Annotated in this window: 12 protein-coding genes; 11 read left to right on the forward strand and 1 reads right to left on the reverse strand. The window is 41.6% G+C overall.

Annotation, left to right across the window (positions count from 1 at the left end; all coding sequences use genetic code 11):
- Positions 1 to 12: 12 nt before the first annotated feature.
- Positions 13 to 273, forward strand: a complete 261-nt coding sequence (locus CLV32_RS11890) for a CBU_0592 family membrane protein (RefSeq protein WP_208110999.1) — start codon at positions 13 to 15, stop codon at positions 271 to 273.
- On the opposite strand, the gene CLV32_RS11895 is transcribed toward CLV32_RS11890, so the two are convergent.
- Positions 244 to 867, reverse strand: coding sequence for a TetR family transcriptional regulator (locus CLV32_RS11895; RefSeq protein ID WP_133555790.1), 624 nt, complete (start codon positions 865 to 867; stop codon positions 244 to 246). The genes CLV32_RS11890 and CLV32_RS11895 overlap by 30 nt on opposite strands.
- A 185-nt stretch (positions 868 to 1,052) precedes the next feature.
- On the opposite strand from CLV32_RS11895, the gene CLV32_RS11900 reads away from it, so the two are divergent.
- The 10 genes from CLV32_RS11900 (at position 1,053) to CLV32_RS11945 (ending at position 22,471) form a co-directional block, all read left to right on the forward strand.
- On the forward strand, positions 1,053 to 4,262 hold the full coding sequence (locus tag CLV32_RS11900) for a SusC/RagA family TonB-linked outer membrane protein (protein ID WP_133555792.1): 3,210 nt from the start codon (positions 1,053 to 1,055) through the stop codon (positions 4,260 to 4,262).
- 32 nt (positions 4,263 to 4,294) lie between these two features.
- Complete coding sequence (locus tag CLV32_RS11905; protein WP_133555794.1) at positions 4,295 to 6,085, forward strand: RagB/SusD family nutrient uptake outer membrane protein; 1,791 nt, start codon at positions 4,295 to 4,297, stop codon at positions 6,083 to 6,085.
- 1 nt (position 6,086) lies between these two features.
- Entirely contained in the window at positions 6,087 to 6,989 is a 903-nt protein-coding gene (locus CLV32_RS11910; protein ID WP_133555796.1) for a metallophosphoesterase, read from the forward strand.
- Positions 6,990 to 7,011: 22 nt separating this feature from the next.
- Positions 7,012 to 8,244, forward strand: coding sequence for an alkaline phosphatase family protein (locus tag CLV32_RS11915; RefSeq protein ID WP_133557110.1), 1,233 nt, complete (start codon positions 7,012 to 7,014; stop codon positions 8,242 to 8,244).
- 375 nt (positions 8,245 to 8,619) lie between these two features.
- On the forward strand, positions 8,620 to 11,529 hold the full coding sequence (locus tag CLV32_RS11920; RefSeq protein WP_133555798.1) for a triple tyrosine motif-containing protein: 2,910 nt from the start codon (positions 8,620 to 8,622) through the stop codon (positions 11,527 to 11,529).
- A gap of 271 nt (positions 11,530 to 11,800) precedes the next feature.
- Complete coding sequence (locus tag CLV32_RS11925) at positions 11,801 to 14,923, forward strand: SusC/RagA family TonB-linked outer membrane protein (protein WP_133555800.1); 3,123 nt, start codon at positions 11,801 to 11,803, stop codon at positions 14,921 to 14,923.
- An 11-nt stretch (positions 14,924 to 14,934) separates the two neighbouring features.
- The gene (locus tag CLV32_RS11930; protein WP_133555802.1) at positions 14,935 to 16,464 is read left to right on the forward strand and encodes a RagB/SusD family nutrient uptake outer membrane protein; all 1,530 of its coding nucleotides are present in this window, start codon (positions 14,935 to 14,937) and stop codon (positions 16,462 to 16,464) included.
- 103 nt (positions 16,465 to 16,567) lie between these two features.
- Complete coding sequence (locus CLV32_RS11935; RefSeq protein WP_133555804.1) at positions 16,568 to 18,055, forward strand: glycoside hydrolase family 30 protein; 1,488 nt, start codon at positions 16,568 to 16,570, stop codon at positions 18,053 to 18,055.
- A gap of 6 nt (positions 18,056 to 18,061) precedes the next feature.
- Complete coding sequence (locus CLV32_RS11940; RefSeq protein ID WP_133555806.1) at positions 18,062 to 19,465, forward strand: glycoside hydrolase family 30 protein; 1,404 nt, start codon at positions 18,062 to 18,064, stop codon at positions 19,463 to 19,465.
- Between the two features lie 18 nt (positions 19,466 to 19,483).
- Positions 19,484 to 22,471 (forward strand): glycosyl hydrolase family 28-related protein, encoded by a 2,988-nt coding sequence (locus tag CLV32_RS11945; RefSeq protein ID WP_133555808.1) that lies wholly within the window; start codon positions 19,484 to 19,486, stop codon positions 22,469 to 22,471.
- Positions 22,472 to 22,475 lie beyond the last annotated feature (4 nt).

Genomic DNA, 22,475 nt, shown 5'->3' on the forward strand with positions numbered 1-22,475 from the left:
TAAAATGCGGTTATGCCCAGAATCCTATTGTTAAGTATCGGCTGGCTGGGAGTTATATTTTGTACCCTAGGCTATCTTTTGTTGAGTATGAAAGTGATTCGTGCAGAATCCTGGAGCTTTCAGCTACTCAATATTTTCGGTGGATTATGCCTTACGGTTACCGCTTTGGATACCAGTGACCTGCCCAATGCAGCGGCAAATCTCCTTTGGATGTTTATTGGCGTGTTTGCTTTAGGAAAGCACCTAAGGAGTCGTAGAGTCAGCAAGCGCTAATTGCGGAATTCCGAGGATTTCATAAGCCTTTTGTTTATAATAGTCGAGTCGCTCGGCGTAAGCGCGATTATCGCTCTCAAGAGATAGATAAAAGTACGCGCCATCCACCAGTACAAAGATAAAATCTGCTGTGGTTTGTGGATCAACAACGCTGGTGAGTTTTGCAGCGTTACATTGGTCAATCATGGTTGCCAGTCCTAACCGTAGTGAATCCAGAATTACTTTATATTTCAATTTTATCTTCTTCTCGCGAAATGCGAGGGCATAAAAAGTGTAGAAGAGGCCATCGTCGAACAAGAGGTTCCATTTTTTGGAGAACAACATTTCTATAGTATGCTGCAAGTCTTCCAGTGTAGCCTGGTCCTTATGCTTGATTGTATAAATCAGCAGATATCTGTCAAGTATATGATCGATCAATGCATAGGTTAAATCTTCTTTGGTCTCAAAGTAATGTATAATTAAGCTGGGGTTAATATCCATCACTTTCGCAATCTTGGCGATAGAGGTATTCTCGTATCCCTCTTTTTTTGCAACCTTATAGAATACCTTAATGATTTCCTGTTGTCTTGTTTCTTTAAGACTTTTTCTCCCCATGAGTTCCCGTTAATTTTTTGGTTTCAGCAAACTACTTAAAAGAAATCGGCATCTCCAAATTAATAATAGATTGACTGTACGTTCAATTAATCTTTTAATTTACTGTTAACCTCGCCTTAATATGATATGGTCAATTTAGCCCCCATTAAAAAGGTACCAATCAAACCATCACTAATATTAACGAAATGAAAAAAAAGCTACTTTGGATGCTCTTCCTTATGTTTACTTCGGCAAGTGTCTTTGCGCAGGGGATCACCGTGAAAGGTGTGGTCACTGACGAGAAGACCGGAGAAACTGTTCCTGCCGTGAATATTAATGTAAAAGGAACAAATTTACGCCTGGCTACAAACAGCAATGGTGCGTACAGTGTTACCGATCTAAAATCTAATGCAGTCCTGGTATTTTCTTACATAGGATACAAGCAACAGGAAATTATTGTAGGCACACGTACAAAAATTGATGTGTCTTTAGCTCCTGACTATGCCAATCTTGATGAGATTGTGGTTGTAGGCTTCGGTACAAAGAAAAAGATTAACATCGCAGGTGCGATAGACCAGATCTCGGGAAAACAGCTGGAATCGAGACCACTCACCAGTGCTGCAGCAGGACTGCAGGGAATTAGTCCGGGCTTAAATATTACCTATACCGGAGGTGCTCCGGGCTCAGTACCTAATATCAACATCAGAGGATATACTTCAATTAATGGTGGTTCTCCACTGATCGTAATTGACGGTATTCCGGCCACAAGTAATGATGACATGTTACGCTTAACGCCATCAGATATTACTTCTTTTACAGTGCTGCGTGACGCGGCTTCTGCGGCTATATATGGTGCCCGTGCAGCATTCGGCGTTATCTTAATTACCACCAGACAAGGTGCTGCCGGCCATAATGTAGTAAGCTATAATACTTTTACTTCCTGGGGAAAGCCAACCTTGTTGCCTAAACCGGTAACAGACCCATATATCTTCTCGAGAGTATTGGAAACCTCTACCGATAATACCCCATGGGATTATGTAAATTATTCTGATGAGTATTACCGCTGGGCGAAAGAGCGTTCTGATAATCCGTCAATTGCCGATACGCGGTTAAATCCTACAGACCCTACTAAATGGGAATATATGGGAAGTAATGATTGGTATGGCTATTTTCTAAACAACTCAAGCATGTCTAAAAGTCACACCCTTACCCTATCAGGCGGAGCTACAGTAAATGAAAAGCCATTAACTTATTACTTGTCGGCCGACTACAGTAAAGACAACGGGTTAAATAAACTGACAGATGATTATTTTGACCGGTATGGCCTTCGGTCAAGAATCGGATTCTCACCTGTTTCATGGCTTAAGGTTGATAATAATACCAACGTATATGAAACTAAGAAAGCCTTACCTAACACAAACATTACAGATCTATATTATCTGATGCCTACCGATGTGGTGAAAAATCCTGATGGTACATGGGCAAATTCAAATGCAGGAAAGCTTGCCGCCAGATTAGTAGATGGAGGAAATAATCTGCAAACCATGGTGGGTTTCCAGAATATTACCAGTGCCATAGCCTTGTTTTTAAATGGCGATCTACAGGTTAACGGAGATGCGTCTTTTAAACGTGAGTTGTGGAGAACACATCGGGATACCAGAAAATACAAGATTGGTTATGGCCCCAATGATATCCGTGAAGAAGGTGGATTGGGTTCTGTAAGTGAAAGTAATGGTTATCTGTATAATAATGCTTTTAACTTATACACCACTTATCGAAAGACCATTGGTGATCATTCTTTCAGTGCCATGGTTGGTTTCAATAGCGAAGACTACGATTACTCGACAGCCAATGCTGCCCGCGATGTTTTAATTTCGTCTTCTCTCCCATATCTGTCACTTGCTAGTGGTGCGGCTACAGCAAGTGGTGCTTATGCAGCTTACGCTACAAACTCTGCATTCTCAAGGTTAAACTACACTTTTAAAAACAGATATATTCTGGAAGCTACAGGTCGTTATGACGGGTCTTCGCGATTCCCGGTACAGAAACGCTGGGGCTTGTTTCCTTCAGGATCGGTCGCTTGGATAGCAAGTCAGGAAGAATTCTTTAAACCCCTGGCCCCGGTGCTTTCTACTTTCAAATTGCGTAGTTCTTATGGTGAGCTGGGTAATCAGAACGTAGGGAACTTTGCTTATATCCAATCATTGGCCACAGCGACTTCTGGTTACCTGATTGGTGGCGCCGGACAAAATCAGATTATTACCGGTGCTCCGGGACTCAACGTTGATCCGCAAACGTATACCTGGGAACGTGTATCTACGCTAAACATGGGTACGGACATTGGCTTATTGAACGATAAACTTTCTTTCACATTCGACTATTTTATCCGGGATACTAAAGGAATGCTAACTGCGGGTCAGGAGCTGCCAGGTGTATTGGGTACCGCAGTGCCTGCGCAGAATTCAGCGGATCTGCGTACTAAAGGTTGGGAACTTTCCGTGACCTATAAAGACAGATTTGACCTGGGCGCTAAACCATTTAGTTTTGATGCTAAAGTCTTCATTTCAGATTCTAAATCTAAAATCACGCATTTTAAAAACGATCAGCAGTTGTTCTCTGGTTACAGGGAGGGGCAGACGATTGGTGAGATCTGGGGACTAGAAAATGACGGAGTTTTCCGGAACGCGGCAGAGATCGCTGCACTTGACCAGAGTTCGATTATTCCATGGGGAGCCCTCTCAATTGTGGAAGGCTGGCCTAAATACAAAGATCTTAACGGAGATGGCAAGATTGAGAAAGGCTTGAGTGCCAAAGATCCGAAGGATTTGAAGGTGATCGGGAACAGCACCGACCGCTATACGGTTGGAGCAAACCTGAACATGGATTGGAGAGGATTTGATCTGTCAGTTTTCCTGCAAGGAGTATTGAAACGCGATTTTTACCCACATAATTATCTGTTCTGGGGCCCATACCAGCAGCCTTATGCGAACGTATACCCATGGAACCTGGATTACTATCGTGGAACAGCAGATTCTCCTGAGCAACGCGCCAAACACTCGGCATCTTATATTGCTGCGGGTCTTGCTGATGCCAATACCAATTCACAGTATCCTGTGTTACAATCCTGGCTGGCAGATGCCAATTACGGGTCGGGGCTGGATATCCCACAGACAAAATATCTGCTAAATGGTGCTTACCTGCGTATAAAGAATGTGTCACTGGGATATACCTTCCCTTCAAAATGGACAAAGAAGTTTAGTATTACTCGGTTAAGGATTTTTGCTACGGGTGAAAATCTTTACGAATTCTCCGCTATCAAGAAATTTGTTGATCCGGAAGCAATTAATAAAGGGGCAGATGCTGCCGCTTACCCTTACCAACGCCGTTATGCCTTCGGTTTAAATCTGGATTTTTAATTAACAGAGATTTTATCATTCAAAATTATCACATGAAAAAGTATATATATATCCTGGGTATCGCAGCAGTAAGTACATTTGCTGCCTGTAAGAAAGGCGACCTGGACCGTTTTCCGCAAACTTCAATCTCTCCAAACTTATTCTTTAATACGGAAGATGACCTGAACTTATATGTTAATGGCTTGTTGTCCCAGCCAGACCGCAACTCCTATGCTAACGATCAGGAAACTGACAACTCTGCAACTACCGGAGCTGTAGAAGTAAAAAACATTATGCTCGGTACCGCAAATGCCCAGAATATGACTACGGGGTGGGATTGGTCCAGGTTGCGTAACATCAATTATTTTCTTGAAAACTATAAGAAGGCCGGTGTTACAGCAGCAGTGAAAAATCACTACGCCGGGTTGGCAAGATACTATCGTGCAGCATTCTATCTTGATAAAATGAAACGCTTTTCGGATGTGCCCTGGTATTCTGGAACGCTTGAGCCATCGAGTCAGGAACTTTATAAAGGCCGTGATTCCCGTGCCCTGATCGCTGACAGTATTATGGCGGATCTGGACTTTGCATACAAAAATGTACGTGAAACCGTGCCTGTGGGTACACCAGGTAAATGGGCGGTAGCAACTTTTTATGCCCGTGCTGCTTTGTATGAAGGAACTTTCCGTAAATACCATGACGAAGTGAATCTTGCTGCTACTGCGAATAATTTCCTCCAAACTGCTGCAAGAGTGTCGTCGGAGATTATCGCTTCTAAAAAGTATACAATTTACAACACCGGAAAACCGGAGCAGGACTATGGTACACTATTTAATAGTCAGGATCTGACAACAAATACAGAGGTTATTCTCACTAATATCTTTGACCTGGCTAAAGGTAAAGGGCAAAATGTACAACGTGCTGTTTTTGGAGACTATGAACAGGGACCGGCAAAAGATCTTCTACAGACCTATCTGATGAAAGATGGATCACGCTTTACCAGTCAGGCTAATTACGCGCAAATGAGTTTTGTTGAAGAGTTCAAAAATCGTGATCCTCGAATGTCACAAAGTATTGTATATCCGGGCTGGGTGAGTGTTCCTGATCCCACAGCTTACATTCAGCGTTTAAATAAAAACTTTACCGGCTATCACCAATTGAAAGGATATGTTAACAGTACGGATAACAATACGATCAATGGTGTAGATTTTCCTGTTTACCGTTATGCAGAGGTTCTACTTACGTATGCTGAATCTCTTGCTGAGCTGGGTACACTAACTCAGACACAATTAGACCAATCGGTTAATTTGCTGAGAAGACGTGCGGGCTTACCAGATCTTAACCTGGCCGTAGCAAATGGTAGCGTTGATCCTATATTACAACAACAATACCCTAATGTCACATCAAATGTGGGCGTGATTTTAGAGATCAGACGTGAACGTAGGGTAGAGTTTGCATTTGAAAATACAAGGTTTGACGATCTGATGCGCTGGAAAGCAGGTAAACTGCTAGCCAAAAATCCAGAAGGGATGTATTTTAAAGGCCTTGGTAAATATGATATGACGGGCGACGGTATAGATGATATTATCCTGATTGATCGCGCATCAACAATTCCAGCTGAAGCGTCAAAAGAAAAAAATTCATTGGGTGTGGTCCTGGTGTATTACCGGGCAGGAACAATAGGCTCGGATGCTACAGTATATTTGAAAAACGGAAATAGCGGAGGTAACATCGTTACGGAAAGTACTGTTCGTACTTTTGTAGAACCGAAATATTATTATCGTCCAATACCACAGCAACAAGTTGTACTTAATCCGAATCTGAAACAAAACTTTGGCTGGTAGGATGGAGATTAACAGAAGATCTTTACTGAAGTCGGCCGGACTGGCAGCAACCCTGGTTGCCACCGGCGGACTCTCGGCTCTGGCGACAGAGGATAAAAAGAAAGTTGCTTTAAATGTAGCGCATATTACCGATGTTCATATCCGTGCAGGTGACAAGGCACCAGAAAGATTTAAAAGTTGCCTCCAGGAGATTATCAATAAGCATAAGCCTGATTTCTTTTTGAATGGCGGTGATTCGATTAATGATGCATCATACGATAACGTAGTGCGTGACCAGGTAACCGAGCAATGGGCGATCTGGGATGACTGTGTAAAAATGCTTAGCAGGTATGAGCTCCACAGCTGTATCGGTAATCATGACACCTGGTGGAAGGCCCCCAGCAAAACAGATGGGATGTACGGTAAAGATTATGTGGTGAAACGCCTCAAGATTCCTAATCGTTATTATAGCTTTTCTAAAAAGAACTGGCATTTTATAATCCTTGACGGTAACAACGACAAAATATCTTTAGACGATGCGCAATATGCGTGGCTGCAGCAAGACCTGGAGAAACTACCGGCAAATACACCAACATTGGTCATGTCGCATTACCCAATCCTCGGTACAACACAGGTATTGGTTGGCGGTGGGCACTCAGACTGCAAAAAGCTTAAAGACTTGTTTTATAAACATCGCGACAAGGTAAAGGTTTGCCTGAGCGGCCATAACCATTTATCAGACCATACAACTTATAATAATGTGTTGTATTGCTGTAATGGAGCTATGAGTGGCTTTTGGTGGGGAAAGGGTGATGCTGAGTCTGCCGGCCCAGGATATTACCTGGAAACGCCTCCTGGATATGCTATGTTGAAACTATATGAAGATGGATCGGTGGAAAACACATATTTCCCGCATTCCTTTTAAATTTAACTTAAGAAAAATGATCATGCTAAAAAGAATTATTTTTACGGCCTATATAGCCATATCTGTGACTGTTTCAGCGCAGCAACGTGCAAAAAAAGTGGTCTATGTTATTGCTGATGGAATCTCTGCGGATGCTCTGGAGCGCGAAAACTTACCAAACTTCAGAAAGATTATCACTGCGGGTTCATATTCCCGCATGCATGTTGGCGGAGATAAAGGTACCTATAATGAAACACCGACAATATCAGCCGTAGGCTATAACAGCTTGCTTACCGGGACCTGGGTAAACAAACATAATGTACCAGATAACGCAATTAAAGATCCGAACTACAACTATCCAACTATCTTCAAATTATTTAAAGAGCAATATCCCACAAAGAAAACTGCCATTTTCTCGAGTTGGACAGACAATCGAACTAAATTGCTGGGTGATGGCTTAGCGGCAACAGCTCGTTTTAAGCCAGATTATGCTTTTGACGGCTATGAATTGGATACTGTGCGCTTTAAGCATGATCAAGTTTCTGCCTACATGCACCAAATCGATGAAGAGGTTATAAAACAAGCGGTAAATTCCATACAAACAACGGCGCCAGATCTTTCGTGGGTATATTTGGAATATACAGATGATATGGGACATCGTTATGGTGATAGTCCTGAATTCCGCAAAGCCATCGCCTTGTTAGATCTACAAATGGGAAAGATCTGGGATGCTATTAACTACCGTGAACAGAAATTTAAAGAAGACTGGCTTATCGTCATCACCACCGACCACGGTCGGGACGAGAAATCCGGTCGCGGACACGGCGGTCAGTCAGATAGACAGCGCTCTACATGGATGGTGAGCAATTACAAGGATTTGAATATATATGGACAGTTTTTTGATCTTGGCATTGTAGATATCATGCCCTCCATTGCCCGGTTCCTGAATGTCAAATTGCCTGAAAATGTAGCGAAAGAAGTAGACGGCACAACGTTTATCGGTCCTGTTTCTGTTGCTAACCTAAAAGTTAATTATACCCAAGGCTTGCTGGATATCAGTTGGAAAGCTTTGGAGAAAAAAGGAAAAGCCAGGATTTGGATTGCAACAACGAATGAGGTGAAGACCGGCGGAAAGGATGTATACAAAATGATCGGAGAAGTTGATCTGACACAACAGCATTATCTTGCAGATGTCAAAGATTTACCATCAAGTTTTTACAAGATCGTTGTTGAAGGATCAGAAAACAGCATTAACAAATGGATCAGCATTAAATAACGAAGTTTTTTTACGTGTACCCCTGCTTTATGGATGTAAAGCGGGTTTTTTTGTATGGCAAGATTGCAATGTACTATGGCGGGTTTGTAAGTGATTGTGGCAGTTTTGGTTGTCTTAATGCAAGTACATTAGTACTTTATTTAAATGCCATGAATACTGTTAAAAATTATTTATTGCTATTGGTTTCTTTCTATGTGCTGATTCAGTTTTACTACATCGTACAGGCCATTTTTTTAGGGAGCTAAGAAATTACTATTATTGGAAATCAGAAAATCTGCGATCACGTAGTATTACGTAAACGTGGAAGAGATTTCTATTCGCTGCAACGTGATTAATTTTTTATATTTAACATTGCAGCAGTATTCGAAGCCAAATATGATTAAGTATATCCTTGCCCTGATTCTATTGCTGGGCGCAAAACCATTATTTTCTCAAGATCAACTGGGTGTACCGCAGATTGTTAATTACACGGATGACCAGTATATGGCTGGAATTCAAAACTGGTGCGTCAAACAGGACAAAACTGGCATGTTGTATTTTGGAAATAATGAAGGACTGCTGTCTTTTAATGGCAAGTACTGGAATCTCTATAAATTACCGAACTCTACATCAGTCAGGTCGATTGGAATTGACTCTAAAAACAGGATTTATGTAGGTGGACAGGATGAGGTCGGGTTCTTTTATCCTGATGAACAAGGAAAACTTAAGTTTAATTCTTTGGTAAATCTGGTGCCTAAAGCTTATCGCAAGTTTGCAGACATTTGGGAAATTACGATCTTAAATGACGAAGTATTCTTTAGGGCTGTTAATGTCATCCTCCATTACAAAGACGGAATCATTAAAACATATAAGCCGAACATCTCCTGGCGGTATATTGGACAGGTTAACCGCAGGGTCTATGCTGATTCTGAAGAAGATGGTCTTATGGTATATGACAAGGAGACTTGGAAACCTTTTTGTCAGGATCCAATATTGAAAACATCAGGTATTACATCTGTCTTGCCTTATACAAATGATACCCTAATGGTATCGACCAAGAAGAACGGGTTGTTCCTGGTGGTAAACAATAAGCTCATTCCTAAAAAAACCAGTCTGGATCCAGTATTTTATAATGAACGCATTTATGTGGTCAATAAAATTAATAAAGACCTGTATGCTGTTGGAACCACTTCCGGCGGGGTATACTTAATGACACAGAGTGGGAAACTTGTACAGAAATATAATTATAGAGAGGGAGTTCAAAGTAATAATGTGCGTGGCATCTGGCTAGATCAGCATAAGAATATGTGGCTGGCACTGGACGATGGAATTGCCTTTGTGGCGATTAATAGTGCAGTGAAAAATATCTTCCCTGATCGGAACAAACAAACAACAAGCTATACTTTTAGGAAGTTTGGACAGCAATTTTATGTAGGAACATCTAATGGATTATACACGACTCCTTTGGAGCTGGGGGCTCCGGATCTAAGTTTTTCATCAACCAACTTTACTGAGGTTAAAGATACAAAAGGTCAGGTATGGAATCTGGATGAAGTAAATGGTCAATTAATGATGGGACATGAGGATGGTGCCTTTTTAATTAACGATGGCGCAGCAAAGCCTTTATACAGCTCGCCCGGAACCTGGGTTTTTCAGCCCATGTCGGCAGTATTCCCATCAAAAACAATTATTGTAGGTACGTATTTTGGCTTGCAACGTATTATTTATGCAAACGGTATTTTAAGTAACCAGGGCAAACTCACCGGTGCTGTAGAATCGCTACGATTTTTAGTGACCGACAATAGCGACAACATCTGGACTTCGCATCCTTATCACGGAGTATATCGGATGGAGATGACCCCCGATTTTGCTAAGATAAAAAATACAACATTGTTTACCCAAAAAGACGGACTACCCTCCAGCCTATACAATTATGTATATCGTATTAAAAACAGAATTGTAGTCGCAACTTTAAAAGGTGTTTATGAATACGATGCCCGGCAAAAGAAATTTGTTCCTTTTAAGCTGCTGAATGCAGCCTTGACGGGTCTACCAATTCAATATCTGAAAGAAGACAACGAAGGCAATGTTTGGTTTGTGACGAATAAGAAAGTTGGGGTAATTGATTTCAATAGGCCTGGGAATTCTAATCCCTTTAGTGTGATTTATCTTCCTGAACTAGACGGCAAAGTAGTAGGTGGTTTTGAATCAATCTATCCTCTAAACAGCGAGAACGTATTTATTGGCGCTAATAAGGGCGCGTATCATATCAACTATGACAAGTATGTAGAAAACCTTGCCAAACCAGAGGTAAGCATCGGATCTGTGAAGCTTTTGGGTAAGACTGATAGCACTGTATTTGGTGGCTACTACATGAAAAAAGGGCAACTTGCTGATAAACAAGATTTAACTGCGCCAGGTAAGTTTGATTACAATTTTAACTCTCTGCACTTTGAATTTAGTTCGACTTTATTTGAACAGGAAAAAAATATAGAGTTTAGCTACCAGCTCGTGGGTTTTGATAAAGAATGGTCGCCATGGACAAATAGATCAGAAAAAGATTATACCAATCTCCCTTCTGGGTCTTATACATTCAACGTAAAAGCGCGTACAGGCCCGGAAAATCAGTCGGAAATAAGGAGCTATACATTTGAAGTTTCCCCCGCCTGGTATAATTCTGTACTTGCCAAAATCATTTATGCACTGCTTTGCTTAATGCTGCTGCGCCTGTTTATACGTAGGCAGAAAAATACCCATAAGCGTGAACAGGATCGTCTGAGTTATCTGCATCAGTTGGAACTCGACAGAACTGAAAAAGAAATTGTAAGGCTGGAGTATGAAAAACTGGAGGCTGATGTCAACTATAAAAACAAGGAGTTATCAACAATGACAATGCACTTGGTACAACGCGGCAAGGTCCTGGCTAAGATTAAAGAGGTGATCTCTTCAGTAATTAAGAATCATGATGTTTCCGAAAGCTCACCGAGTTTCCGTCATTTAATCCGACTAATAAGGGATGTTGAAAAAGGAGATCAGGATCTGGATCATCTCACTATGCACTTTAATAACGTGAATACAGATTTCTTCAACCGGTTAAAGGATAGGTTTCCTGAGCTGAGCCAAAACGACCTTAAGTTTTGTGCATACCTCAGAATGAATCTCTCTTCAAAGGAAATGGCGCAACTCATGAATATCACAATTAAAGCGGTCGAAGTAGGTCGATATCGGCTAAGAAAGAAGCTCCAGCTGATGCCTGAGACCAACCTGTATGAGTTTTTAATTGATATATCCAGAGGCAAAGAATAGATTTTCTATCAATTTTAACACATTTTAACAAATTTTGTAATTAAAATATTATACAAAACTAAATAATTAAAAATCAACATGTTGAATGTGTCGTGTAGTGTGTATGTAGGGTCAAAATAGCCAAAATGTAGGGCTAAAAACCAGGATGTATGGTTCGTGTAGGTGTGTTAAAATTACACAATAATGAATCTCCGGTATAGATTTGATCTTGATTTGTGGGAGATCCCATATTTCGAAAACTAACCAAATATAAACTCTTAAATCATTTTGTATGAAAGGAAGATTTACATTCATTTTCTTCATTTACTGTATGATTGTTTTGCCGTTTGCTGTAATAGCACAGGATAGAACAGTATCAGGAAAAGTAACAGACCGGACAGATGGAAAGCCCATCCCTGGTGTTACAGTTAGACTACAAGGCACTACCCGCGCGGTAATGTCAGATGCAAGTGGAAATTTCTCCATTGCAGTTCCTACTACAGGAGCACGCTTAACCTTTACGCAGGTGGGTATGACCTCACAAACAATTGCTGTTCCTTCGAGCGGAACAGTGAACATTGCTTTGGATCAGGATTCACAGGTGCTTGATCAGGTTGTGGTGGTTGGTTACGGTACACAAAAGAAAAGTGTCGTAACAGGATCTATCTCAAGTGTGAAAGCATCACAATTAGAAAGTATGCCAATCAACAGGGTTGAGCAGGCTTTGCAAGGTAGAACTTCAGGTGTTACCGTTTCGACAAGTAACGGTCAGCCAGGATCTTCTTCAAACATTCGTATCCGTGGTTATTCTACATTTGCTGCTAATGGTGATAACAACCCACTTTGGGTAGTTGATGGTGTTATCGTGGATAACGGTGGTATCGGATACATTAACCAGGCAGATATTGAATCGATTGAGGTGTTGAAGGATGCTGCTTCAACAGCTATCTACGGTACACGGGCCGCTAATGGAGTTATCATCGTGACAACAAAAAAAGGAAAATCTGGTCTTCAGATTAATTACAATGGCTATTATGGCGTATCAGCTGCTGCTAAGAAATTAGACCTGCTTAATGCTACGCAATATGCCACACTCAGAAACGAAGCTGCAGTAAATGCTGGTGTTGCTGCTCCTTATGCTAATCCAGGATCTTTCGGAGAAGGAACAGATTGGCAATCACTTATTTTCAATGATGACGCAAGACGTCAAACACATGAATTCAGTGTTGCTGGAGGTTCAGATAAAGCAAGTGTATATGGTTCATTCGGTTATATTACTCAGGAAGGTATTGTGCTTTCTGATATCTCTAAATGGAACAGGGCAAACGTACGTTTGAACACTACTTTCAAGCCAAATAAATGGATTACTTTTGGCGAAAATTTAGGTTATAGTCACTCTGTAAGTACAGGAATTGGCAATACAAACAGTGAGTTCGGCGGGCCGTTGAGTTCAGCGATCAGTTTAGACCCAATCACTCCGGCGATTGAGAATGATCCGGCTAAATATAACGCAGCACCTTACACTAGTGCAAACGTAGTAAGAGCACCAAATGGCAATCCTTACGGAATCTCTCCCGTTGTAGGACAAGAAATGAGCAATCCGCTTGCTTATCAACAAACACGTTTAGGTAACTACGGATGGGATCACAACATTGTGGGTAACGTTTTCGGTGAGGTTACGCCTATCAAAGGATTGTTGATCAGATCTTCGTTAGGTACAAAGATTGCCTTCTATGGTTCAGAAAGCTACAGACCATTGTACTATTTGCAATCGTCTAACATCAGTAGTTCTACTAACTTCTACAGAGAGATGAACTATACGCTGAACTATAACTGGGAGAACACAATTTCTTACGGTAAGGATTTCGGCAAACACAACGTTAACTTATTGGTTGGACAAGGATATTACCTGGATAACAACAACAAAAATGTTAACGTAAGTTTCAACAATGTAATCGCTAAAAACTTCTACGAGGGTAACTTAAACTACAAGCCAATCAACGGTGATAGAATCGCTGAAGGTGGTGATGCTACAGTGCACGTAATCAACTCACTGTTTACAAGGTTGAACTATAACTACGATGAGAAATACTTGGTAACTGGTATCTTACGTCGTGATGGTTCGTCACGTTTCGGATCAAATAACAAGTTTGGTGTATTCCCTTCGTTCTCTTTGGGGTGGGTACCAACGCGTGAAGGATTCTGGCCTGAGAACAAAGTTGTTAACTTCCTGAAAGTTCGCGGAGGTTACGGTGTAACTGGTAACGATTCGATCGGTGATTTTGCCTATGTAGGTTTAGTTGGCTCTGGAAGAAACTATACTTTCGGTACAACAGATCAAAGTACCATAGGATGGAGCCCAGCAAGTCCTTCAAACCCGGACTTGAAATGGGAGCAAACTAGTCAGGCAGGCATCGGTTTCGACGCAACGATACTTACGAATTTTACCTTGACTGTTGACCTTTACAAGAAAAAAACTACTGGTAACTTACAGTACCCTGGTATCCCAGCTTACTTAGGTTATGCCGGTTCTCCTGCATCTAATGCTGGTGATACTGAAAATAAAGGTATTGAGTTTGAGTTAGGCTACAACAAAACTTTTGGTGACCTGAAAGTTGGCTTCAATGGTAATGCTACCTACCTTCAGAACAAAATTACCAAGTTACTTCCAGGTAGATTATTTACTGATGATAATGCGCAGAGTTTCCAAGGTATGGGTAACGTAACCAGAACTACACTCGGCCGTTCATTCGGCGAGTTCTTCGGTTATGATATGCTTGGCATCTTTCAAAGTCAGTCTGAGATCGATAACTACAAAAGCGCTAACGGAACAGTATTACAGCCTCGTGCAAAACCAGGTGATGTTAAATTTGCGAACTTAGATGGAAACAACGTAATTGATGCTGCTGATAGAACTTTCTTAGGTAGCCCAATTCCGAAATGGACTTATGGTTTAACGCTTAATCTTGCTTATAAAGGCTGGGATTTCACCGCATTCGGAAACGGTGTAACAGGTAACCAAATCTTCCAGGGTCTTCGTCGTCTGGATGTTACGTTCTCTAACTGGCAGACTAAGATCTTGGATCGCTGGACGCCTACCAATCCTTCCAATACAATACCTCGTGTTGTTCAGGAAGACCTCAACGGAAACTATACCAAATTCTCTAAATTATATTTAGAAAGTGGTGCTTATTTCCGACTTAAAACACTCCAACTAGGCTATACTTTGCCTAAAACAATCTCGCAAAAATTCGGTTCACAACGCTGCCGCGTGTATTTGATGAGTGAAAACTTATTCACTGCAACAAACTATACAGGTTACGATCCTGAAATCGGCGGTACCGTATTGGGTATCGACAGAGGTGTATATCCTCAGGCGAGATCATTTATGTTAGGATTAAATGTTGGATTTTAAAAACATATCAAATGAAAAAACAAATTTTATATACAGCAGCACTACTTGTTGGAGCGCAGCTGGTAAGTTCTTGTAAAAAACAACTGGATGTAAATCCAAGGGAGCGGATTCTGGAGTCTAGCTATTATGCTACGCCAGCAGAAGTTTTCACAGGTGTAACGGCTGTTTATGACCAGTTGGGAAATCAATCTGGTGGTTACTTAACAAAATTAAACATCTTTGCATCTGCGTCTGACGACCATTTTGCCGGAGGTGACTCTCCTTCAGATCTTGGCGATCTGCAATCTATGAATAACTATACAATGACCTCTTTAAGTGGTAATACAAGTTACTTATGGAACAAAGGTTTTGTTGGCGTATATCGTGCAAACGTATTGCTGGATAAGATCAGCAAAACTCCTGCTGCACTTACTCCTGCTGTTAAGTCCAGATACATTGCTGAGGCAAAGGCTTTAAGAGCTATATTCTATTTTGACCTTGTTCGTATCTACAAAAATGTGCCTTTAATTCTTGGGCCTGTTGAATTGGATAAATGGTATGATGTAACTCAAGCAGCACCTGCCGATGTGTATAAACAAATTGAAGCAGACTTAACTGCTGCAATTCCTGATCTCCCGAATACTGCTACTGGCGGTGAGGCGGGTAGGTTAACTGCCGGCGCGGCACACGCCATGTTGGGTAAAGTATATTTATGGCAGGAAAAATGGGCTGCTTCAGCTGCAGAGTTTGCATTGATGAACGGTACTCCGGGATCTACAAATACCTATGGCTATAAATTATTGGATAATTTTGCCGACCTATGGAACGTAAAAAACAAATTTAATTCAGAGTCTATCATCGAACTTGTATACAACACCACATCAAACATGGGATGGGGTAACGTGGGTAGCGGTGAAGGTAACGTAATGGGCATTCTTGTTGGTCCGCGTAACTATGTTCCTAAAACATCTGCTGCTCCTGATTATGTTTCAGGATGGAGCGTGATGCCAATCACACAGGAATTATTTGATCTGATCCACTATGATCCGCGTAATAAACCTACTGTTGCGAATTTAGATAGTTTGGAAAAAGCGGGTATTGTGACTTACAAACATGCGAATGCGAATACAGGTTATTTCGTAGAGAAATATGCTGGAAGGGTTTCTACTAAAGCTGCTGTTGGGCAGTTGGAGTTAAACTTTGGTCAGGATATGTATGAATTGCGTCTTGCGGATACTTATATGATGGAAGCTGAAGCTTTACTGAGAAGCGGTGCTGCTGTTGGTGCAGGAAGTAGAGCATATATCCTTTTGAACGCTGTACGTGCAAGGGTAAAATTGAATCCTGTGCCAGTAACCATGGACAACATCATGAAAGAACGTCGTTTGGAGTTAGTTGCTGAAGGACAAAGATGGTTTGACTTGGTTCGTTGGGGCTTAGCGGGCACTAAATTAGCTTCTAAAGGATTTATTGCTGGTAAAAACGAAATCTTACCAATTCCGAATGGGGAGCTTTCAAACACTAAAATTCTGCAAAGCAAAGAGTGGGGCGGTACTAAATAATCCCCGACTTTTTTAAAAATTACCTAAGGAGATGATCAACGATCATCTCCTTACTTTTATCCTTTCAAGCCAAATCGGCAGAACGACCAACCTAAATGCTAATATGAAACCAATTACTAAATTCTCATTATTTGCTCTCTCCTTGATCTGCGCTGCAGCATCGTCTTCAACGCCGGTATTAGCACAAAAGAAAAAAGTGTTGCCTGTAAAAAGCTATGATGCTCAAAACAGACCTTCTAAAATCTATACCACAGCAGAGAAATCTGATCTCCGGCTAAGCGAATCAGGATCGCTTGTTTTTAAGCCGCTAAAACAACCTGTAGAGACACAAATCTGCATTTTTGTAGATCCTGATAAGAAATTTCAATCCTTCCTTGGGATTGGTGGTGCCATCACTGATGCCACAGCAGAAACTTTTGCTAAACTCCCCAAAGAATCCCAGCAGCAATTTTTAAGAGCTTACTACGATCGCGATAAAGGTATTGGATATACCCTGGCGAGAACGACCATACACAGCAGTGACTTTTCAAGTGGCAGCTATACTTACGTAAAAGATAATGATCCCGCATTGAAAACTTTCAATGTCGCTCATGATGAACAATACCGTATCCCGTTGATAAAACAGGCAATTCAGGCTGCTGGAGGCAAACTTCCGATGTTTGTGAGCCCGTGGAGTCCACCAGCGTTTATGAAAACCAATGATGATATGTTGCATGGGGGTAAACTCAGACCAGAATTCAGACAAGCCTGGGCAGACTACTATGTAAAATTTATCAAGACTTACGAGAAAATGGGTATGCCAATCTGGGGTCTTTCCGTACAGAATGAGCCAATGGCTACCCAGAAATGGGAATCTTGCATATATACTGCTGAAGAAGAACGTGATTTTGTTAAACAATATTTAGGTCCAACTTTGCATAAACAAGGTCTGGCTGATAAAAAGCTAATTACCTGGGACCATAACCGTGATCTGATCTATCAACGTGCAAGTATCATGTTAAACGACCCTGAAGCTGCTAAATACGTTTGGGGAGTAGGGTTTCACTGGTACGAAACCTGGACAGGTAGTGCACAACAGTTTGAAAATGTAAGGATGGTGCATGAAGCATACCCAAAAGTAAACCTGATGCTGACAGAAGCTTGTGTGGAGAAATTTGATATGGATAGGATTAATGATTGGGCACTTGGGGAAAGATATGGCCTGTCACTGATCAACGACTTTAATAGCGGCGCAACTGCATGGACAGACTGGAATATGTTACTTGACGAAAATGGTGGTCCAAACCACGTGGGTAACTTCTGTTTCTCTCCAATTCACGGAGATACCAAAACAGGACGCCTTATCTATACCAATTCGTATTATTACCTGGGCCAATTCTCCAAATTTATCCGACCGGGAGCTAAACGTATCGCTGCAGTATCAAATCGCGATAAGTTAATTACTACGGCCTTCCAAAATACAAATGGACAAGTAGTAGTGGTGGTAATGAATAAAAGCAATGATAAAGTCTCGCACTTTGTTTGGATAGCTGGAAAAGCGGCAGAGGCGACAGCCTTACCACACTCTATATCAACATATGTGATCAATTAATCAGACATGGGAACAAAAAACTTTGCCGCACTGGCCATTGGCTCGCTTTGCATATTTATTGCGCTGCGAAGCCAGGCTCAGCAGGCACAACTTTGGCTAACCAAACCAGACAAGTCTGCATTATTTGCGCAGCAGACAACACAGCTTAATTTTTCTAAACTGAACAATACTAACCCGACCATTCTTGTTAATGACAAGATCAATTACCAGCAAATCGATGGCTTCGGATATGCGCTAACAGGGGGCAGTGCTATGCACATCGTTAGGATGAGTAAGGAAAGTCGTTCAGCCCTGCTAAAAGAACTTTTCGCTACAGATGGCAATAATATTGGCGTAAGCTATATCCGCCTAAGTATTGGAGCTTCAGATTTAAATGAGCGGGTATTTACGTATAATGATATTCCTGATGGACAGCAGGATCTTAAGTTGGAGAAATTCGATTTGGGAGCAGACAAAACCGACGTGATCCCGGTCATGAAGGAAATTCTTACCATTAATCCCAAAATTAAAATCCTGGGCTCTCCATGGTCTCCACCTTCATGGATGAAAACAACTTACGACGCAAGGGGTGGCATGTTGAAACCTGAATATTACCAGGTTTATGCCAATTACCTTGTAAAGTATGTACAGGAAATGAAAAAGAATGGGATTACTATCGACGCGATCACCGTTCAAAATGAGCCTCTACATCCCGGAAATAACCCAAGTTTGTTAATGGTGGCTCCGGATCAGGCAACTTTTGTAAAAAAAAATCTGGGTCCGGCATTTAAGAAAGCAGGATTGACTACGAAATTAATTATTTATGACCACAATGCCGACAGGCCGGATTACCCGATAAGTATCCTCGATGATCGCGAAGCAAGGAAATACATTGATGGCTCAGGCTTTCATTTATACGGAGGCACTATCGACGCGTTAACAGACGTACACAATGCCCACCCAGATAAAAATATTTATTTTACCGAGCAAATGGTAGTCGACCGTCCAAATGACAAAGGTATCAGTATTGCCTCACCCGTAAAAAGACTAATTATTGGTGCAACAAGAAACTGGAGCCGGAATGTATTGGAGTGGAACTTGGCTGCAGATCCTGAAAACAAGCCTTTTACAGATCGTGGTGGTTGTCCAACATGCCAGGGTGCAGTAACAATCGATAAAAATAATTTCACCAGAAATCTGGCATATTATTCCATAGCGCACGCCTCAAAATTTGTACGTCCCGGATCACTTAGAATTGCATCTAACGAACCAGAATCATTGTCGAACGTAGCCTTTAAAACACCTGCAGGAAAACATGTATTGATTGTCGCAAATACTGGAAAAGAAACAGCAAATTTTAACATCAGCTATAACGGACTGTTAGTTGCAACAACGCTCGACAAAGGGGCTGTTGGTACCTACGTTTGGTAAGTAAATAATGCTTTCTATATGTGTTTAAAAACGGGTTTTTGTTTATTGGGATTATGCTTTGGTCTTACCCTGGCACGTGCCGCAGACCCGGGCAGAAGTAGATCTTTTTATCCGCAAAAGTTGGATGATGCCAATGCACTGTACTTTACCTCGGAAAGCTTTAAGATCACTGCGGACGGGAAGTCAGATGTATCTGATGAATTGCAGTCCGCAATTAATCAGGTTAAGAACAAATATAATTTTGGCATCTTATTTATTCCTGAAGGGAAATACCTGATATCAAAAACAATCTTTATTCCTACAGCGGTGCGACTTATAGGATATGGGACAACGCGGCCGGAATTTACTCTCGGTCGGAACTCACCAGGTTTTCAGTTGCCAGACCCGCAAGACAAAGGAAAGTCAAAATACATGTTTTGGTTTACAAACGCCGTCGTACAACCCGGACAAGCCGTGCGTGATGCCGGGCCGAGTACTTTCTACAGTGCTCTTTCTAACGTAGACCTTCGCATTGCTGATGGAAACCCACAGGCCATAGCACTCAGGACACATTACGCCCAGCATAGCTTTATCGCACATGTGGATATTCACATAGGTACAGGCAAAGCAGGGATATACGATGTGGGGAATGAGATGGAAGATGTGCGTTTCTTTAACGGAGATTACGGGATTTATACTACAAAAGCTTCACCAGGATGGCAGTTTATGATGGTAGACACCTATTTTGAAGGACAACGTAGAGCCGCTATAAAAACGCAGGAAGCTGGATTGACCATTGTCCGTATGCGCGTAAAAAACGTACCAATAGCGGTAGATATCGATTCAAACTACCATGAAAAACTTTTTATGGAAGACTGTCAGCTGGAGCAGGTTTCAGCTGCGGCAATAGTAATAAGTAATGAAGGTAATGCATTCAATCAGATTGCGCTACGTAATGTGGACTGTTTAGATGTGCCGCTATTAATAAAGTATCGCCTCAGCAAAAATCAGCTTCCGGGTAGCGGGAAAATCTATAAAATTAAAGAATTGACTATAGGACTGCAAATTGATGGTCTACATGCAGCGCCCGTTTATAAAACTACGCAGCAGTTAGAGAACTTAGCGATTTTTCCAAAGCCTTATCATTCAGATATACCTCAGTTCCCGGCGATCAAGAGCTGGGTGAATCTAAAAAGCCTGGGTGCTAAGGGTGATGGTGACACGGATGATACCAAAATCATTCAGGATGCCATTGATAAATATGAGACGATTTATCTGCCACAGGGCTGGTATCGCGTGTCACAAACAATACTGTTGAAAAAGAATACAAAGTTAATTGGCCTTAGCCCGATTGCCACGCAATTAATACTTGCAGACCTTACACCTGCCTTTGGTTCTTTTGGCGGGCCTAAAGCCCTTCTGGAAACCCCAAAAGGCGGAGAAAACATTGTTACTGGTATCGGCTTAAATACAGGTGTCTGGAATAATCGTGCCGTAGCCTGCAAATGGATGTCGGGCGTAGGTTCCTTTCTTAACGACGTTAAATTTATTGGCGGGCATGGATCCATCAATCCGGGGCCGCAACAACCGAGAGCACCAGGAGGTACAGGTAATCAACCGCAAAACAGAATTTTACAAGGTAAGGATGTTGCCTGGGATTCTCAATACTGGAGCCTTTGGATTACAAACGGCGGCGGAGGTGTGTTTAAGAATATCTGGACAGCAAGTACATTTGCTACATCAGGAATCTTTGTTTCCAATACCGCTACGCCTTCAAGAATATATGCCATGTCTGTTGAGCACCATGTCAGAAATGAAGTGCGTTTTAAGAACGTTTCCAACTGGAAAGTGTATGCACTGCAACTGGAAGAAGAGAGCCGTGAGAGTTCCGATGTGCTACCACTCGAGCTGGAATCTTGCGAAAACATGGTTTTTGCAAACCTCTATATGTTTAGGGTAATCAGAATTAATACACCAGCACCATATTCGATCAGAAGCTGGTCATCCAAAAATATAGAATTTCTGAATGTACACAACTACAGTCAAACTAAATATACCGCAACCGCACCAGTTTATGATATTACATCGGGCACAGAAGTAAGACCCTGGGAATTTGTGAGACTGTTTGTTGATAGCTTAACTCCGGCCAAGGGCCAAATATGCGGAATGCAACTGCTCGCTAAAGGATTTGAGTTTGCCGACGGCATCTGTAAAGATAGTAAGGGCAATATTTACTTCGGCGAATCCAGGATGCGTAGAATATATAAATGGTCTGCTAAAACTCAAAGGCTGAGTCTCCTTGCAGATTTCCCCTGGGAACCTTTTTCGCTCGCTTGTGATAAAAATGACAACTTACTTGTTGTTTTTAAATACCAACCGAGACCAGGTTTTCTAAGTGATGGGAAGCCAGAGGTTTTTCCTACGCCGGCAGATGCCAGTGGAACCTCTTTTGGTGGTTATGGTAATTCTGGATATGGTGTTTGGGCATATTCCATTGATCCGGAAAATCCAGAGGAAAGTATTCAATTGCTTAAAAAGGCGCCAATGGGTTCCGTACAAAATATTTATAAAGCACTATATCCTGCTAACAGATGGCGCGATTTCCACGACTTTAATACCGTAACAGTAAATAAGCCACAGGAAATGTTTGTAGCAACAGACGGTGTCACTATTATCCCTATAGTCTATGACCTGGCACGTTCCAATAACCTTATTGAGGCATACCCCGGAAAATTAGTCTATGCAACGGATGAATATGATAAGCGAACAGTGAAACTCGCCGTTGACCAGCAGGGATACCTTTCAGATTTGCAATATTTTGTAGAAAAAGGTGAATATAGTTCAGCTGCTGATGCTACTGGTAACTTGTATGTTGCTGACGGACAAATTTACGTTTTTGATCCTTCAGGAAAACAGATCAGACAGATTAATGTGCCCGAGCGTCCGGTTACCCTGGCCTTTGGCGGATCTGAGGGCAAAACCTTATTTATTACTACACGTACATCTTTATACAGTATCAATCCTTAAATCC

The sequence above is a fragment of the Pedobacter duraquae genome (assembly GCF_004362245.1).
Taxonomy (GTDB): domain Bacteria; phylum Bacteroidota; class Bacteroidia; order Sphingobacteriales; family Sphingobacteriaceae; genus Pedobacter; species Pedobacter duraquae.